The sequence below is a fragment of the Variovorax nivicola genome (assembly GCF_051216475.1).
GTDB lineage: Bacteria > Pseudomonadota > Gammaproteobacteria > Burkholderiales > Burkholderiaceae_C > Variovorax.
Genome location: NZ_JBPJZK010000005.1, coordinates 166,236 through 181,524 on the forward strand (window position 1 = coordinate 166,236; position 15,289 = coordinate 181,524).

15 protein-coding genes are annotated in these 15,289 nt (G+C 67.4%); 7 read left to right on the top strand and 8 right to left on the bottom strand.

The genetic code is table 11. The annotated features are described in order from the left end of the window. Positions 1-20: 20 nt before the first annotated feature. Both ACSFBF_RS21060 and ACSFBF_RS21065 read right to left on the bottom strand, forming a co-directional pair. Positions 21-779 carry an anti-sigma factor gene (locus ACSFBF_RS21060; RefSeq protein ID WP_435470351.1) on the bottom strand — a complete coding sequence of 253 codons (759 nt, stop codon included), beginning with the start codon at positions 777-779 and terminating at the stop codon, positions 21-23. A 28-nt stretch (positions 780-807) separates the two neighbouring features. Further along, the gene (locus ACSFBF_RS21065) at positions 808-1,383 is read right to left on the bottom strand and encodes an RNA polymerase sigma factor (RefSeq protein ID WP_435470353.1); all 576 of its coding nucleotides are present in this window, start codon (positions 1,381-1,383) and stop codon (positions 808-810) included. Positions 1,384-1,549: 166 nt separating this feature from the next. Between ACSFBF_RS21065 and ACSFBF_RS21070 the strand changes: the two genes are divergently transcribed. Both ACSFBF_RS21070 and ACSFBF_RS21075 read left to right on the top strand, forming a co-directional pair. Next, a complete protein-coding gene (locus ACSFBF_RS21070; protein ID WP_435470355.1) occupies positions 1,550-2,089 on the top strand; it encodes a hypothetical protein in 540 nt (179 codons plus the stop codon). A gap of 31 nt (positions 2,090-2,120) precedes the next feature. Next, positions 2,121-3,431, top strand: a complete 1,311-nt coding sequence (locus ACSFBF_RS21075; RefSeq protein ID WP_435470357.1) for a hypothetical protein — start codon at positions 2,121-2,123, stop codon at positions 3,429-3,431. Positions 3,432-3,440: 9 nt separating this feature from the next. Here the strand turns inward: ACSFBF_RS21075 and ACSFBF_RS21080 are convergent, their stop codons facing one another. From ACSFBF_RS21080 to ACSFBF_RS21095, 4 genes are read right to left on the bottom strand one after another with little or no spacing between them, the layout of a single operon-like run. Next, positions 3,441-4,265, bottom strand: coding sequence for an ABC transporter substrate-binding protein (locus tag ACSFBF_RS21080; protein ID WP_435470359.1), 825 nt, complete (start codon positions 4,263-4,265; stop codon positions 3,441-3,443). Positions 4,266-4,285: 20 nt separating this feature from the next. Next, entirely contained in the window at positions 4,286-5,656 is a 1,371-nt protein-coding gene (locus ACSFBF_RS21085; RefSeq protein ID WP_435470361.1) for an MmgE/PrpD family protein, read from the bottom strand. 38 nt (positions 5,657-5,694) lie between these two features. Beyond that, a complete protein-coding gene (locus ACSFBF_RS21090) occupies positions 5,695-6,669 on the bottom strand; it encodes a Bug family tripartite tricarboxylate transporter substrate binding protein (protein WP_435470363.1) in 975 nt (324 codons plus the stop codon). Between the two features lie 47 nt (positions 6,670-6,716). Beyond that, a complete protein-coding gene (locus ACSFBF_RS21095; protein WP_435470365.1) occupies positions 6,717-7,409 on the bottom strand; it encodes a GntR family transcriptional regulator in 693 nt (230 codons plus the stop codon). Positions 7,410-7,546: 137 nt separating this feature from the next. Here ACSFBF_RS21095 and ACSFBF_RS21100 point away from each other — a divergent pair, with 137 nt between their 5' ends. From ACSFBF_RS21100 to ACSFBF_RS21120, 5 genes are read left to right on the top strand one after another with little or no spacing between them, the layout of a single operon-like run. After that, positions 7,547-8,737 (top strand): CaiB/BaiF CoA transferase family protein, encoded by a 1,191-nt coding sequence (locus ACSFBF_RS21100; protein WP_435470367.1) that lies wholly within the window; start codon positions 7,547-7,549, stop codon positions 8,735-8,737. Positions 8,738-8,747: 10 nt separating this feature from the next. Beyond that, positions 8,748-9,557, top strand: a complete 810-nt coding sequence (locus tag ACSFBF_RS21105) for an enoyl-CoA hydratase (RefSeq protein WP_435470369.1) — start codon at positions 8,748-8,750, stop codon at positions 9,555-9,557. 23 nt (positions 9,558-9,580) lie between these two features. Then, the gene (locus ACSFBF_RS21110) at positions 9,581-10,567 is read left to right on the top strand and encodes a zinc-binding dehydrogenase (RefSeq protein ID WP_435470371.1); all 987 of its coding nucleotides are present in this window, start codon (positions 9,581-9,583) and stop codon (positions 10,565-10,567) included. Between the two features lie 51 nt (positions 10,568-10,618). Next, positions 10,619-11,593, top strand: coding sequence for a Bug family tripartite tricarboxylate transporter substrate binding protein (locus ACSFBF_RS21115; protein ID WP_435470373.1), 975 nt, complete (start codon positions 10,619-10,621; stop codon positions 11,591-11,593). A 50-nt stretch (positions 11,594-11,643) separates the two neighbouring features. Beyond that, positions 11,644-12,321, top strand: coding sequence for a GntR family transcriptional regulator (locus ACSFBF_RS21120; protein WP_093075625.1), 678 nt, complete (start codon positions 11,644-11,646; stop codon positions 12,319-12,321). Between the two features lie 18 nt (positions 12,322-12,339). Here ACSFBF_RS21120 and ACSFBF_RS21125 read toward each other — a convergent pair whose 3' ends face one another. Together ACSFBF_RS21125 and argH are read right to left on the bottom strand one after the other, a co-directional pair. Then, positions 12,340-13,818, bottom strand: coding sequence for a rhomboid family intramembrane serine protease (locus ACSFBF_RS21125; RefSeq protein ID WP_435470375.1), 1,479 nt, complete (start codon positions 13,816-13,818; stop codon positions 12,340-12,342). A 25-nt stretch (positions 13,819-13,843) separates the two neighbouring features. After that, a complete protein-coding gene (gene argH, locus ACSFBF_RS21130) occupies positions 13,844-15,241 on the bottom strand; it encodes an argininosuccinate lyase (protein WP_435470377.1) in 1,398 nt (465 codons plus the stop codon). Positions 15,242-15,289 lie beyond the last annotated feature (48 nt).

Sequence of the window (15,289 nt, forward strand, 5' to 3'; positions counted from 1 at the left end):
GGAGAAAGACAGCAAGCAGGTCAGATGGTTTTTTCAATGAGGGCGCCGTGGAAGAGCACCGGGCCCGTCGGGCCGCCCTCGCTGGGCACGCCGCCCTTCGGTTCGAGACTGATCGCCAGGGCCGGCACGCGCACGTCGGATTCTGACGCACTCAGCCGCAGCGCGGGCGCCTTGTCGAGCACGCCGAGCGAACGCGGCGCACCGCCCGGGGGCAGGGCCCAGAGCTGCAGCGACTTGTCGTTGCCTTCATTGAAGTTGCCCACGCGCTGCAGCACCAGCTGCTTTTTCTTCGGGTCGAAGGTGACGAGCATCGAGGCCGCGGCCTTGTCGTCGTTCAGCACGGCCACGTATTGCACCGCCGGGGCGTTCTGCAGCTGGTCGCGCAGGTTCAGGCCGACCACCACGGCCAGCACGGTGGCCAGCGCGCCGGCGGCGGTGGCGCCGCGCCACAGCGCGAGGCTGCGCAGCCAGCCGCCCTGCTGCGGCTTGCTGTCTGCCCTGGCATTGGCGGCATCGCGCTGGCGCTCGATGGCGAGCGCGGACTGCTCGGCGTCGATCATGTTGCGGATGCGGGTCCACACGGCCGGGTCGGGCGCGACCGAGGGTTGCAGTTCGGTCATGCCCGCGAGCCGGCCTTGCCAGACCAGCGCGGCGGCGCGCACCGGCGCCTGTTCGCGGGCCAGGGCTTCGAAGCGGCGGCGGGCGCCGCCGCGCAGCGTGCCGAGCGCGTGGCTCGCGGCCAGCAGTTCGAGCAGTTCGGGGTGAGCGATGAGGTTCATTGGGAGGCTGCCTTGTTCGTCGTCGCTCTTACGCAAAGCGCCCCATGCAGACGCGCAGCTTTTCCAGCCCGCGCCGGATCCACGTCTTGACCGTGCCGAGCGGCAGCTTCAATTGCGCGGCCAGCTCGCCGTGGCTCATGTCGCGCAGGTAGGCCAGGCTGACCACCTCGCGCTGGCGGCCCTCGAGCTGGCTCAGGCACTGGTGCAGCGCCCAGGCCTGCTCGCTCGCATCGGCGGTGTCGGCCGGGTTGGGCGCGTCCGATTCGAGCTGGTCGGCCATGAGCTCGTCGAATTCTTGCGTGAGCTGGGCGCGGTCGGCGGTGCGGCGGCGCAGCAGGTCGAGCGCCCGGCTGCGCACGATCAGCCCCAGCCATGCGAGCGGCGGGCTGAGCGAGGCGCGATAGTCGCCGGCGACTCGCCAGACAGTCAAAAAGGCCTCCTGGAGCACGTCTTCGGCCCATTCGCGCTGCCGCACGACGCGCATCGCCAAGCCCATCAGTCTGGGCGAGGTGCGGTCGTACAGCTGGCGCAGGGCGGCTTCGTCGCGATGGCCGATCCGGTCGATCAGCGCCATCAGTTCGGCGTCGGGGCTGGGAGCTGGCATCCGCGAATTGTGGGGCATCGATGCACATGCCAGATATACGGGGCGCCCGGGTGGCCGGATTCATGCCGCAGGCCCGATTTGAGGCCGAATGCAGTCTTTAGGAAACATTCGGCAACGTATACTGCCCGCAAAATTTAGAGGGACGCGCACACGCGCGAGCGGGGAAATGAAGCAAATTGCGATTGCGATCGTGCTCTGCGTGGGCGCGTGGTATTTCTTTATCGGTGGCCGCAAGCTCGACGAGCCGATGGTGCGCGACTACTACCAGAAGGAAGCGCGCGCCATTGCCGCCCGCGACGCTGACAAGCTGTGCAAGCAGCTCAGCCGCAAGGCCGTCGTCGACAGCAAGACGACCATGATGGGCCGCACGGAGGAGACCTCGCACAACCGTGAAGAAGCCTGCGAGGCCCAGCGCAAGACCTTCGAGATCCTGCGCCGTGTCGGCGACCAGATGGGCGGCATCCTCACCCTCGACTACGACTACCACATCGATTCCGTCGAAGTGGCTCCCGACCGCAAGAGCGCCATCGTCAAGGGCACCAACGTGCTGCTGATGGGCGAGTCGGTCCTCCAGGTCAAGACCAGCTTCACCCAGCGCCTGGAGCGCGAACTCGGCCAGATGCGCCTGGTGCACGCCGAGGAGGCTTCCGTGGTGCGCTTTGGCGGCCGCGGCGCCATGAGCCAGAGCGATTTCTTCCGCAAGTAAGCAGATTCAAAAAAAACAGGGGGTCGTTGCCATGATCGTCGTCAAGGATGCGGCTCCGCCGCCACCGCCGTTCTGGCATCGCCTGAACAGCTTCTTCGCCTTCCCGTTCCAGATGCGGCCGCTGGCCTACGGGCTGCTGCTGTCGTTCTGCAGCCTGTTCTTCGACGCGATCTTCTTCCTGCCCGACGCGCTGGCGCTCTTCGTCATCGAGGTCGGCATCATGCTGGCGGCCAGCCGCTACGGCTTCAAGATCATTGCGCTGGGCGCGCGCGGCATCCGCGATTCGGCCGACTTCGGCCGCGAGTCCAGCGACGACTGGACCTACCTGCCGTGGAAGCTGTTCGCCATCACGATGGTGCAGGCCTTCCTCATCGGCTGGCTCGCCTGGTACGCGCCGATCCTCGGCACGGTGGGGCTGTTCGTCATGTCGTTCACGTTCCCGGCGGCGGTGATCGTGCTGGTGCAGTCGGCCAGCTTCTTCCAGGCGATGAACCCCGGCCACGTGATGGATGCGATGCGCATCATCGGCTGGCCGTATGCGCTGCTGTGCTTCTTCCTGTTCCTGCTGAGCACAGGCGCGCAGGTGGCGCTGTCGATGCTGCTGCCGATGTTCGATGGGCGCATCGCGCTGCCGGTCGTCAACTTCGCCTTCATCTACTTCGGCTGGGTCATGGCGAGCCTGCTGGGCTACGTGATGTTCCAGCACCACGACGCATTCGGCTTCGACGCCGTGCCCGGCAGTGAGCTGGGCGACGGCGCCACGGTCGACCGCCGCACGCCCGAGCAGATTGCCGCGCAGCGCATGGACGCCGAGGTGGCGCAACTGATCACCGAGGGCGACCTCGCGGCCGCATTGGGCTCGGCCTACGAGGCGCAGCGCACCGCCGCGTCCGACGACCTCGCGGCGCAGCGCCGCTACCACCGCGTGCTGGCGCTGATGCCCGACAAGAAGGACACGATGCTCGACCAGGCGCGGCGCTTCATCCCGCTGCTGATGCGGCGCGACCTGGCCTCGGAAGCGCTCAAGGTCTTCAAGGTCTGCAAGGAAAAGGACAAGGCCTTCGCGCTCGACGATGCCGCCATGGTCATCGCGATGGCGCGTGCCGAATGGCGCAATGGCGATGCGCATGCCACGCTGGCGCTGCTGTCGGGCTTCGACAAGCGTTTTCGCGGCAACGAGGCGATTCCGCAGGCCTACGAACTGGCGGCGCGCGCACTGGTGCAGGGCCTGGGCCGGGCCGACATGGCGCAGCCCATCCTCACCACGATGGAGTCGCGCTACCCCGACAGCGAGCAGACGCAGGAAGTGCGCTGGCTGCTGCGGCCGACCCCGGCGGCCTAGCGCGCGGTACTACGAGGTGCGGCGGGGCACCACGGCGGCGCCCTCGATGCCGTGCCGTTTCAGTGCCTCGGCAACGAAGCCTGACGCCTTCATCTCCTCGACGAAATCGCTGAGCCAGGCCTGCGCGGCGACCCGGCCCTTTGGCACGCCCATGGCCTGCTCGATCACCATGAAGCGGCCTGGCAGCAGGCGCACGCCGCCCACTCGCGCGGCATCTGCTTCCAGCTGCTGCTTCACCCCGGCGGCCACGTCGAGGTTCTGGGCCAGGAACTGGTTCGTGACCTCGGGCGAGGTCGGTGCGCGCACCAGCGTGGCGGCCTTCAGCTCGCGCGTGAGGAACAGGTCGTAGGCGCTGCCGCGGCCCACCACGACGCGGGTTCCCGCGCGGTCGACATCGGCGTTGCGCTGCAGCGGCGAGCCGTTGCGAACCAGGTAGGCGCCTTCGATGATCACGTAGGGCGCGGTGTATTCCATGTCCGCCGCGCGCACCGGGTCGATGGCGACGAAGGCCATGTCGACCTGCCGCGCCTTGACGGCTTCGACCACGTTGCCGGCGGAATTGAACTGCACCAGCTCGACGGCCAAGCCGAGGCGGCGCGCAGCCTCGCGCGCAAGGTCCACCGAGACGCCGCTCGGCACGCCACCCGCGCCACGGCTGGCGAGGATCGGGTTGCCGAAGTTGATGGCGGCGCGCAGCTTGCCGGTGCCGCCGAGTTCCGTCGCGGCGGCTGCTTGTGAGCTGGCCGTGGTGCCGGCACAGCCCGCAAGCAGGAGCCCGCCCGCGGCGCAGAAGGCGCGGCGGTCGATGGCGCGGGAGAGGTCAGACGGTTTCATGCGTGTCTCCGTTCTCCGTATTAGGGCCGGGCCAGCGCCACAAGGCTGCGCACATCGGCGGCAGTGCCCAGCGACCAGCAGGCCGCAAGAAGCTCGCTTGTGCGCTGCGCACCCAGGATGCCGTCCGACAGCCCATGGAACTTGCGCTCCAGGTCCGCGTCGCTCATGGGGCGTTGCAGTGAGCCAATCGCGTGCTCGATGAATACGTGCTCGCGGCGGCCGTCGGTGAGCACTGCGGTCACGTCGGCGCTGGCCTCGTCGATGCTGTCATCGACCGTGGCCACCACCTTGCGGCGCAGGGCGACCACGTCGGGCCGCGTCACAATGTCGTCGGCGAATTCTTCCTCGGCCGCGCGGCCGAACAGCAAGCCGGCCGCGCACCCGTGGTACACGCTGAACTTGCCTTGCAGTCCGTCGGCCGGTTCCTTCTTGCCCGTGAGTTCGAGCACCAGCGAATGCACCTTGAGCTCGATGCGTTCGATTTGCTCCGGCGCAATGCCGCGCTCGCGCAGCTGCACGCAGGCGTCGATGCTCGGGTGGATCACGATGCCGCAGGCAAAGGGCTTGTAGCTGTTGAAGGAAATCTCGAAGCGCTCGCCAAGCTCGTCGGTGACCTCGTTCCACGCGTACTTGGTGGACACCACCTGCGCCCAGCCGCGCGGCGCCTCGATCGCCTTCGGGCTCGCGGTGTAGCCATGGCGCGCCATCAGCGCGGCCATCAGGCCGGCGCGCGCCGCACCGCCGGGATGAAAGGGCTTGGTCATGGTGCCGAACTGCTCGCGCAGGCCGACCGGCTGCGACGCGGCAATGCCGAGCGCCATCGCCGTGCGGTCCGCATCGAGGCCGAGCAGGCGCGCACAACCCGCCGCCGCGCCGAACATGCCGGTGGTGCCGGTGATGTGCCAGCCGCGGTCGTAGTGCTCCGGGTAGACGGTGTTGCCCAGCCGGCAGGCAACGTCGATGCCCAGCACCAGCGCGTCGAGCACCGCGCGGCCGCTCGCGCCCGTGTGCTCGGCCAGCGCCAGCACGGCGGAGGCCACCGGGCCGGCGGGGTGGATGATGGTCTTCAGGTGCGTGTCGTCGAAATCGAAGGTGTGCGAGCTGATGCCGTTGAGCAGCGCCGCGTTCGCGATGTCGACCTTCTCAGTGCGGCCGAGCACGGTGGCCTGCGGCGCGGGTTGCAGCACTTGCACGGCAGCCAGTGCGGCCTCGACGGCTTCGTGCCGCGCGGCGCCCACGGCGCAGCCCAGCCAGTTGAGGAAGGTGCGGTGCGCCTCGTGGTCGACCGCGTCGCTCCAGCCGCGCGAGGCATGGCCCGCGACGTACTCGGCAAGGATGCGGGTGATGGGAGGGGCGTTGTGGTCTGCGGCGACCTGTGTATTGCGGGCCATGTGTGTGAAAGCCTTTGGTGGATAGCGGGGAAAAGATTTCAGGTCGTGAGCTCGATCTTGCGATCGCGCGCGAGCTGGGTCCAACGCGCAACGTCGGCGCGGATGTAGTCGCCGAACTGCTGCGCGCTCATGGGCATCGGCTCGACGGCCTCGACCGCTAGCTTCTCGCTGAGGTCGGGCGCCTTGAGCACGGTGTTGAGCGTGTCGTTGAGCAGTTTCACGACGGCGGGCGGCATGTTGGCCGGGCCGACCACGCCGTACCACTGCATCGCGTCGAAGCCCTTGAGACCCAGTTCTTCGAGCGTAGGCACGTCCTTGATCTGCGGATGGCGCGCCTTGCCGGTCACTGCCAGCGGACGCACGCGGCCCGACTTGATATGCGGCATTGCCGCGGCCAGGCCGGGGAACATGGCCTGCGTCTGGCCGCCCATCAGGTCGTTGAAGGCGGGCGCCACGCCGCGATACGGCACGTGCGTCATCTGCAGGTCGGTCTGCTGCTTGAAGAGCTCCATCGTCAGGTGCGTCAGCGAGCCCGCACCGGCCGAGCCATAGCTGAGCTTGCCCGCGTTGGCCTTCGCGTACTCGACGAACTGCTTGAAGTCCTTGGCCGGCAGGTCGGCGTTGACCACAAGCACGTTGGGCGTGCCGCCGATCATGCCGATCGGCGTGAAGTCCTTGACCGGGTCGTAGGGCACCTGGCGCGTCGCGGGGCTGGTGCCGTGCGTGGCGACGTAGCCCTGCATCAGCGTGTAGCCGTCGGCGGGCGCGCGGGCCGTGTTCTGCGAGGCGATCACGCCGCCTCCGCCGCCCTGGTTGTCGACGATGAAGGTCTGGTTGAGCAGCTTGCCCCAGCGCTCGGTGACGGTGCGGCCCACCATGTCGCTGCCGCCGCCGGCCGCCACCGGCACGATGTAGCGGATGGGCTTGTTCGGAAAGTCCTGCGCACGCGCAAGACCGTGCATCCCGAGGAATGCGGAAGTAGGAATGGCCAGTGTGAAGGCGCGGCGTTGCATGAATGTCTCCTGGTAGTTGTTCGGGCAAGAGCGGCTGCGCCGCGAGTTCAGCGGCGACAGCTCTGCAGGCGGTCGTAGGCGTCGCTCACGTGGCGCGCCATGAGGTCTTCGCAGCGGGCGATGTCCCCCTTGCGCAGCGCGCGGGCAATGCGCGTGTGCTCGGCGATCGATGCGCGCATGCCCATGTCCTGCGAGAGGTTCTTCAGGCGCGACAGGTGCAGCTTCTGCACGACCGTCCGGTAGGTCTGGGCCAGCGCGTGGTTGCCCGCCGCCTCGACGATGGCCCAGTGGAAGGCGAGGTTCTCGCGGTAGTAGCGCTGCACGTCGTGGGCGGCAAAGGCCGCGTTCATGGCGGCGATGGAGGCGTCGAGCACATCGGCCAGCGCGATGCGCTCCGGCTCGGCCAGCCGTGCCGCGCGGCGCCCGGCAAAGCCGTCGAGCAGGCCGCGCATCTCGTAGAGGTCGTGCACCTCGTCGCTGGTCGGCTCGCGCACGAAGACGCCGGCGTGCTTGCGCGCGACCACGAGTCCGGTGCTCTCCAGTTCGCGCAAGGCCTCGCGCACCGGCACCCGCGAGACGCCGAGCCGGGCGGCGACATCGGGCTCGTTGATGCGCTGGCCGGTCTTCAGCTCGCCCCGCAGGATCATCGCCAGCATGTCGTCTCGCACCAGCTTCGCGAGCGGTGTGTCGCGCACGGTCGATAGGGAGTCGGAGGCCTGTTCGGCGAGCCAGGGCAGCATGCGGAGATCCTTTGTTTGCTGGAATATCGTATACGGTTGCCGCCTTTAATGTCCACTGTTTATATAAAAGTGTTGACACTTGTGGTTGTAGATGAAAACAATCTGGCCCGTTCAAGGTCCTTCTTCATCGAGCCCGCATGCCCCATCTGCCTGCCTCTTCCGCCCTGCAACGCTTTCGCGTCATCGACCTGACCCAGGTGCGCGCCGGGCCCACGGCCTGCAGGCAGCTCGCCGACTGGGGCGCCGACGTGATCCAGGTTCAGATGCCCGAGCACATGCGCGGCGACGACACGCTCGGTGGGCAGGACGGCTCCGACTACCAGTACACCCACCGAAACAAGCGCTCGATCACGCTCAACCTGAAGGAAGAAGAGGGCGTCGCCACCCTGAAGCGCCTGATCGCCAGTGCCGACGTGGTGGTCGAAAACTTCAGGCCCGACGTGAAGTTCCGCCTGGGCATCGACTACGAAACGCTCTCGGCCGACAACCCGGGCCTGGTCTACGCCAGCATCTCGGGCTTCGGCCAGAGCGGCCCGCTCGCCAAGCGACCGGGCTTCGACCAGATCGCGCAGGGCATGGGCGGCCTGATGTCGGTGACCGGCCTGCCGGGCGACGGCCCGGTGCGCGTCGGCATCCCGATTGCCGACCTTTGCGCGGGCATCTTCGCGGCGCAGGGCATCCTCGTCGCCTTACTGGAGCGCGAAGCCTCGGGCCGCGGCCAGTGGCTGCACACCTCGCTGCTGGAGGCGATGGTCTACATGATGGATTTCCAGACCTCGCGCTACCTGATCGACGGCGAAGTCGGCACGCAGGCGGGCAACTTCCACCCTACCAGCATCCCGACCGGCGTCTACAAGGCACGCGACGGCTACCTCAACATCGCCGTGTTCGGCTCCAAGATATGGGAGCGCTTCTGCCAGATCCTCGGCGCGCCCGAATGGATCGAAGACCAGCGCTATCACGACAAGGCTTCGCGCTCCGTCAACCGAGACGCGCTCAATGCCGAAATCAACCACCGGCTGGCCGCGCAGGACCGCAGCCACTGGATCGAGCAGTTCAACGCCGGCGGCGTGGCCTGCGGCCTCATCAGCGACATGCGCGAGGTGTTCGAGGAGCCGCAGGTTCGGCACCTCGGGATGGTCAAGGACGTGGTTTCGGCACGGCTTGGCCCGCAGCGGCTGGTCGGCCAACCGATGCAGCTCGAACGCACGCCCAGCACCATCGCCCGAGCCGCACCGCGGCGCGGTGAACACACGGAAGAAGTCCTCGGCGAACTGGGCCTCGGCCCGGACGACCTTGCCCGAATGAAAGCGACCGGAGTCTATTGAAGAGAAGAGCATGACCAACCCCACCTACGCATCCAGCACCGAACGCGTGCAGACCTGGCTCGACGCCAGCACGCTGCACATCCGCTTCAACAACCCCGCACGGCACAACGCGCTGTCGGTCGACATGTGGGAGGCCGTGCCGCAGCTGCTGCGCGTGGCGCAGGACGACGACCGTGTGCGCCTGGTCGTCTTCTCGGGCGCGGGCGAAAAGGCCTTCGTCTCGGGCGCCGACATCTCGCAGTTCGAGGACATGCGCGCCGCGCGCGAGGCAGTCTCCCGCTACGAGGCCATGGCCGAAGACGCGCTGATGAGCATCCACGACTTTCCCAAGCCCACGCTCGCCTGCATCCGCGGCTACTGCATCGGCGGCGGCGTGAACGTGGCGATCAGCTGCGACATCCGCATCGCGGCCCAAGACGCGGTGTTCTCCATTCCTGCAGCGCGCCTCGGCCTGGGCTACCGCTACTCCGCGATGAAGAACCTGATCGACCTGATCGGCCCCGGCGCGGCGAAAGACCTGTTCTTCACGGCCCGCCGCATCGACGCAGCCGAAGCCAAGTCGCTAGGCCTGGTAACGCGCGTGAGCGCGCCGGACGCGCTGGACAAGCTGCTCGCCGAATACACCGGCGCGATGGCGGAGAACGCACCGCTCACCATCGCGGCGGGCAAGGCGATCACGCGCGAGATCCTCAAGCCCTCGCCGGAGCTCGACCTGGCGCTGTGCAACTCGCTGATTCGCGGCTGCTTCGAAAGCGCCGACTACACCGAAGGCCGCACCGCCTTCATGCAGAAGCGCAAGCCCGTCTTCACTGGACGCTGAGAAGAAGCAAGGAGACAAACACCATGCAGTCGTACTGGATGCAGATGAGCGACGAGGGCACGGTCCTCGAAATACGCGACACGGCCGTGCCGCAGCCGGCAGCGAACCAACTGCTGGTGCGCATGCAGGCCGCGTCGCTCAACCGCGGTGAGTTCGTGTCGGGCCATGGCCTGCACGGTCAGGCCGGGAGCTGGAAGGCGATTGGCGGGGAAGGGGCCGGCGAGGTCGTTGCCTTCGGCGCGGAAGTCACGCGCTTTCGCGCGGGCGACCGGGTGATGGGCCGCTGCGCCGGAGCTTTTGCCGAATACGCGCTGATGGAGGACATCGAGGCGATGGCCATGCCGTCCAACCTGTCGTGGGAAGAGGGCGCCAGCGTCGCGCTGACCTTCCTGGTGTCGTACGACATGCTCGTGCTGCAGGGGCGTTTGCGCGCTGGCGACTGGGTGCTGATCAACGGCGTGTCTTCCGGCGTGGGCGTGGCTTCGCTTCAACTCGCCAAGGCGCTCGGCGCCAGGGTGATCGGCACCTCGGGCTCGGCCGACAAGCTGGCGCTGCTGCAGAGCCTGGGGCTCGATGTTGCGATCTGCACGCGAACGCCCGACTTCGCGGCCGCCGTGCTGGAGGTGACCCAGGACCACGGCGCCGACATCGTCATCAACACCGTCGGCGGCACGGTGTTCGCGGAAAACATCCGCGCGATGGCCTTCGAGGGCCGGCTCGCCACCGTGGGCTATGTCGACGGCGTGGTGAAGGCCGAGCTCGACCTGGCGGCCCTGCATGCGAAGCGGCTGGCGGTGTTCGGCGTGTCCAACAAGCTGCGCAGCAAGGCCCAGCGCGCGGCGGCGGTGCCTGCCTTCGTGGCCGACGTGCTGCCGCACATTGCCGCGGGGCGGATCAAGCCGCACATCGACCGCGTCTTTGACTTCGCGCGATTGCAGGAAGCGAAGGACCGGATGGAAGCCGGCGGCCATGTCGGAAAGATCGTGCTGCGAATGCCGCCTGCGGGCTGATCGATCGATTCCGAGGCGCGCGACGAAAAACACAATGAAGGAGACAAGCGCATGAACACAACGAAGAACCTCGTGCTCGCCCTCGGGCTGTGCGCCTTCGCGGGCGCCAGCTGGGCGCAGCCGGCGGACTACCCGAACAAGCCGGTGCGACTCGTGATCGGCTTCGCCCCGGGCGGCGCGGCCGACTACGTGGCCCGCGCGATGGGCGATGCCTTCGCCAGGGCGCTCGGGCAGCCGGTGGTGATCGACAACAAGCCCGGCAACGGCTCCAGCATTGCCGCGGAAATCGTGGCCAAGGCGCCGCCCGACGGCTACACGCTGCTGATCGCGAGCCCGAGCAGCATCTCGGTGAACCCGGCGCTCAACCCGAAGCTGTCGTACTCGGCACGCGATCTCATGCCCGTTACCAAGATCACGACCTCGCCGCTGGTGCTGGCCGTCAACCCCGCGACCGGCATCCGCTCGGTGGCCGACCTTGTCGCGGCAGCGAAGAAGGACCCGGGCAAGCTCAACTATTCGACCTCGGGCAATGGCTCGGCGCCGCACCTGGGCGCGGCGCTGTTCGGCCAGATCACCGGTGCGGAAATGACGCACATTCCCTACCGGGGCGGCAGCCTTGCAATCCAGTCGGTGATGGCGGGCGACACGCAGCTGACCTTCGGCACCTCGCCCTCGGTGCTGCCCATGGCCAGCGGCGGCAAACTGCTCGCGCTGGCCGTCAGCACTCGCGAGCGCTCGCCGCTGGTGCCCGGGCTGCCGGGCATGAAGGAGGCGGGCCTGCCCGACTACCACCTCGAGTTCTGGTACGGCATGTTCGTGCCCGCCGGCACGCCGCCGGCCGTGGTGAAGAAGATCTACGACGCGACCGTCACCGCGATGCAGCAGCCTTCGGTCAAGGCCTCGCTGGCGCGCGACGGCACCGAGGTGTCGGTCTCCGCGTCGCCCGAGGCGTTCAACAGCTTCCTGGTGGAGGACGGCAAGTTCTGGGTGAAGCTGGTGAAGAGCGCGAACGTCAAGGTCGACTAGAAGCCCGCCCGCTGGGCGGGGCGCCATCGGTCTGAAGTTAGGATTGCCGCATGCCTCCGCCATCTTCCAGCACCCGTGGTTCCGCCCTGTCGGATGCCATCGTCAATGAACTCAAGCAGCTGATCTACACCGGGGAGTTCAAGCCGGGAGAGCGGCTCAACGAGGCGGCGCTGGCGCTGCGCATGGGTACCAGCCGCGGGCCGATCCGCGAGGCCATCAAGGTGCTGGCGGGGCTGGGCATCGTCAATGCGGTAACCAACCGCGGCGTGTACGTGCGGCAGCTCTCGCTGCGCGAGATGCTGGAAATCTACGAGATGCGCGCACTGGTGTTCGGCTATGCGGCCGACCGCGCCTGCGAGCACCTGACCGAAGAGCACAAGAAGCAGTTCGAGTCGCTGCTGTCGGCGATGGATGCCGCCTGCGACGCGGAAGACGGCACGCTCTACTACGAACTGAACCTGCAGTTCCACGCGCTGATCCTCACGCTGTCGAACAACCGTCGCGCCCACCAGGCCTACGACGACTACGTGAAGGAACTGCACCTGGTGCGGCGCAAGTACTTCAACGCGCCGGGCAACATGCGTCGCTCGAACATCGAGCACCGCGCGATCTTCGAGGCCATCGTGGCGTCAAACCGCGCGCGTGCGCGCTCTGCCGCTGAGCGCCACGTGCTGGCCGGCCGGGCGCGGCTGCTGTCGAACTTCGAAGAGCCGATGCCGGGCGGCTGACGCCCGCTCAGCTGCTTGTCAGGCGCGCTGCAGGGCGCGCGTCACCATGTCGTTCGGCGCCAGCCGCAGCAGGTGCGGCAACAGGCCCAAAGCCTTCTCGCGTTCGCCGGCATGCAGCAGCCCGTTAGCGCACACGGAGAGCGTGTCGGCCAGCTGCGGATGGTCGGGCGCCGTTTTCAGCAGGATGCGGCACAGCATGTCGGCATCGCCGAATTCCTTGATGCGGGCGAAGCGGCGCGCGAGCCGGGCCATGTCGTCGGGCTTCAGGCGCAGCCCCGGCTTGGCCTGGTCGAGGTAGGTCTTGTAGCTGGTGTGCTGCAGCGCGATCGTCTCGGGGTCGGTGCCGGGCAGGCGGAAGATGCGGCGCGCGGCTTGATGGAAGTCGTCGCTCGCGGGCTGCAGCCGCGCGGTGTTGAACCAGGCGCGCAGCGTGTCGGCGTCGTTGGGGCGCAGGGCGGCGGCGGCGCGCCATTCGGCACAGGCGGGCTCGAATTTCATTGCGGCGGCCAGCCGGCGTGCGGCGGCCACGTGCGCATCGAAGTGGTCGTCGTCGTTCCTCATTTCCGACTTGACGGTTTCGGGCGTCTTCACGCGGCCCAGCAGCATGGCGCCGGTCATCAGCGCAGCGCCCGTCAGCAGGCCGCCGAGGTGGGCCATGTAGGCGATGCCCTGGCCGCCCAGCCAGTGCTGCATCAGCTCGTTGACGATCCAGGCCGGCAGCAGCAGCAGGGCCGGCGCGGTGACGTAGTTGAAATAGAAGAACAGCTGGTAGAAGAAGCGAATGCGCCGCAGCCGGTACATCACCGCGTACATGCCCATCAGCGCCGAGATGGCGCCCGAGGCGCCGAGCCCGTAGCCTTCCTTGCCGGCATAGGCCCAGCCGGCCAGCAGGGAGGAGCCGACGGCGCCCAGCAGATAGAACGTCAGGTAGGTGCCGCGCCCCAGCGCCAGTTCGACCGAGAAGCCGAACAGAAAAAGGAACAGCATGTTGCCCAGCAGGTGACCGGTGCTGCCGTGCAGGAAGGCGGCGGTGATCCAGGTCCAGGGCTTGAACTCGGCGTCCTTGTTGTAGTCCTGCGACCAGCGCTCGGTGAAGGGTGCGGGCAGCATCGCCTCGTACTGCTGGCGGTCGCGCTTCCATTCACCGTATTGCGGGTTCGTTGGCTTGATGACCTCATCGGCCCGCAGCTTCGCCAGGAACTTCTTGTCGTTCTGCAGGCCTTCCAGCAGCTGCGGATAGGTTTCCTCGTGCGGCAGCATGCGCCGTGCGAGCTTGCCGCGCTTGGGGTCTGTTTTTTCCAGCCATTCGACGAAGGGCGGCAGCTCCAGTTCGGGCAGCACGCTCTTCGTGTAGTAGTTGGCGGCACGCTCGCGCGTGTTCTCTTCACTGCGCTGCGGCCCCCAGAACACGAGCATGTTCAGGAGGATCAGCAGCACCGTCATCCACGGTGGGTTGCGCCAGCTCGGTTTGTTCTCGAGCGGTATGGCGTAGAACACGGTGCGGCCGCCGGTGTTGCCGCGATCAGCCGAGGCGCGCGCGGTGGCGGGCGACTTGCGCCTTCACCTGCGCGGGGGCGGTGCCGCCCAGGATGTTGCGTGCGTTCAGCGAGCCGCGCAGGCTCAGCACGTCGTACACGTCCTTCTCGATGCTCGGGTTGAACTGCTGCAGTACGGACAGCGGCAGCTCGGCCAGGTCGACCTTGTGCGAGGTGGCGGCCTTGACGGCATGCGCCACCGTTTCGTGCGCATCGCGGAAGGGCAGGCCCTTTTTCACGAGGTAGTCGGCCAGGTCGGTGGCGGTGGCGTAGCCGCGCAGCGCGGCGGCTTCCATGGCCTCGGGCTTCACGGTGATGCCGCCGATCATCTCGGCAAAGATGCGCAGGGTGTCCTTGAGCGTGTCGACGGTGTCGAACAGCGGCTCCTTGTCTTCCTGGTTGTCCTTGTTGTAGGCCAGCGGCTGGCCCTTCATGAGCGTGATGAGCGCCATCAGGTGGCCGACCACGCGGCCGGTCTTGCCGCGCGCCAGTTCGGGCACGTCGGGGTTCTTCTTCTGCGGCATGATCGACGAGCCCGTGGTGAACCGGTCGGCGATCTGGATGAAACCGAAGTTCTGGCTCATCCACAGGATGAGTTCTTCGCTCATGCGGCTGATGTGCACCATGCAAAGGCTGGCCGCGGCGGTGAATTCGATGGCGAAGTCGCGGTCGCTCACGGCGTCCAGGCTGTTCTGGCACACACCGTCCATGCTCAGCGTCTTTGCGACCAGTTCGCGGTCGAGCGGGTAGCTGGTGCCGGCCAGCGCGGCAGCGCCCAGCGGCAGGCGGTTGACGCGCCTGCGCACCTCGCCCATGCGTTCCGCATCGCGGCTGAACATCTCGACATACGCCAGCATGTGGTGGCCGAAGCTCACCGGCTGCGCCACCTGCAGGTGGGTGAAGCCCGGCAGGATCACGTCGACGTTCTTCTCGGCGATGTCCACCAGCGCCTTCTGCAACTCGACCAGCAGGTCGCCGATCAGGTCGATTTCGCCACGCAGCCACAGGCGCACGTCGGTGGCGACCTGGTCGTTGCGGCTGCGACCGGTGTGCAGGCGCTTGCCGGCGTCGCCGACCAGCTGGGTCAGGCGGGCCTCGATGTTCAGGTGCACGTCTTCGAGGTCGAGCTTCCACTCGAAGGCGCCGGATTCGATTTCGGCGCGAATCTGCGCCATCCCGCGTTCAATGGCGGCGTGGTCCTGCACGCCGATGATCCCCTGCGCGGCCAGCATGCCGGCATGGGCCAGCGAGCCCTGGATGTCGGCCTGCCACAGGCGCTTGTCGAAGAAGACGCTGGAGGTGTAGCGCTTCACCAGGTCGCTCATCGGTTCGGAGAAAAGGGCCGACCAGGCTTTGGATTTCTTGTCGAATTGGTTTTGGGTCATGGGAGCCGTCCAGGAGGCAATAATGGGTTGGTCACCCGATGGATCTGA

What these genes read in the sequence shown, in the direction of transcription:
- ACSFBF_RS21060 (WP_435470351.1), bottom strand. Translation starts at nt 779, where the DNA reads ATGAACCTCATCGCTCACCCCGAACTGCTCGAACTGCTGGCCGCGAGC.
- ACSFBF_RS21065 (WP_435470353.1), bottom strand. Translation starts at nt 1,383, where the DNA reads ATGCCAGCTCCCAGCCCCGACGCCGAACTGATGGCGCTGATCGACCGG.
- ACSFBF_RS21070 (WP_435470355.1), top strand. Translation starts at nt 1,550, where the DNA reads ATGAAGCAAATTGCGATTGCGATCGTGCTCTGCGTGGGCGCGTGGTAT.
- ACSFBF_RS21075 (WP_435470357.1), top strand. Translation starts at nt 2,121, where the DNA reads ATGATCGTCGTCAAGGATGCGGCTCCGCCGCCACCGCCGTTCTGGCAT.
- ACSFBF_RS21080 (WP_435470359.1), bottom strand. Translation starts at nt 4,265, where the DNA reads ATGAAACCGTCTGACCTCTCCCGCGCCATCGACCGCCGCGCCTTCTGC.
- ACSFBF_RS21085 (WP_435470361.1), bottom strand. Translation starts at nt 5,656, where the DNA reads ATGGCCCGCAATACACAGGTCGCCGCAGACCACAACGCCCCTCCCATC.
- ACSFBF_RS21090 (WP_435470363.1), bottom strand. Translation starts at nt 6,669, where the DNA reads ATGCAACGCCGCGCCTTCACACTGGCCATTCCTACTTCCGCATTCCTC.
- ACSFBF_RS21095 (WP_435470365.1), bottom strand. Translation starts at nt 7,409, where the DNA reads ATGCTGCCCTGGCTCGCCGAACAGGCCTCCGACTCCCTATCGACCGTG.
- ACSFBF_RS21100 (WP_435470367.1), top strand. Translation starts at nt 7,547, where the DNA reads ATGCCCCATCTGCCTGCCTCTTCCGCCCTGCAACGCTTTCGCGTCATC.
- ACSFBF_RS21105 (WP_435470369.1), top strand. Translation starts at nt 8,748, where the DNA reads ATGACCAACCCCACCTACGCATCCAGCACCGAACGCGTGCAGACCTGG.
- ACSFBF_RS21110 (WP_435470371.1), top strand. Translation starts at nt 9,581, where the DNA reads ATGCAGTCGTACTGGATGCAGATGAGCGACGAGGGCACGGTCCTCGAA.
- ACSFBF_RS21115 (WP_435470373.1), top strand. Translation starts at nt 10,619, where the DNA reads ATGAACACAACGAAGAACCTCGTGCTCGCCCTCGGGCTGTGCGCCTTC.
- ACSFBF_RS21120 (WP_093075625.1), top strand. Translation starts at nt 11,644, where the DNA reads ATGCCTCCGCCATCTTCCAGCACCCGTGGTTCCGCCCTGTCGGATGCC.
- argH (WP_435470377.1), bottom strand. Translation starts at nt 15,241, where the DNA reads ATGACCCAAAACCAATTCGACAAGAAATCCAAAGCCTGGTCGGCCCTT.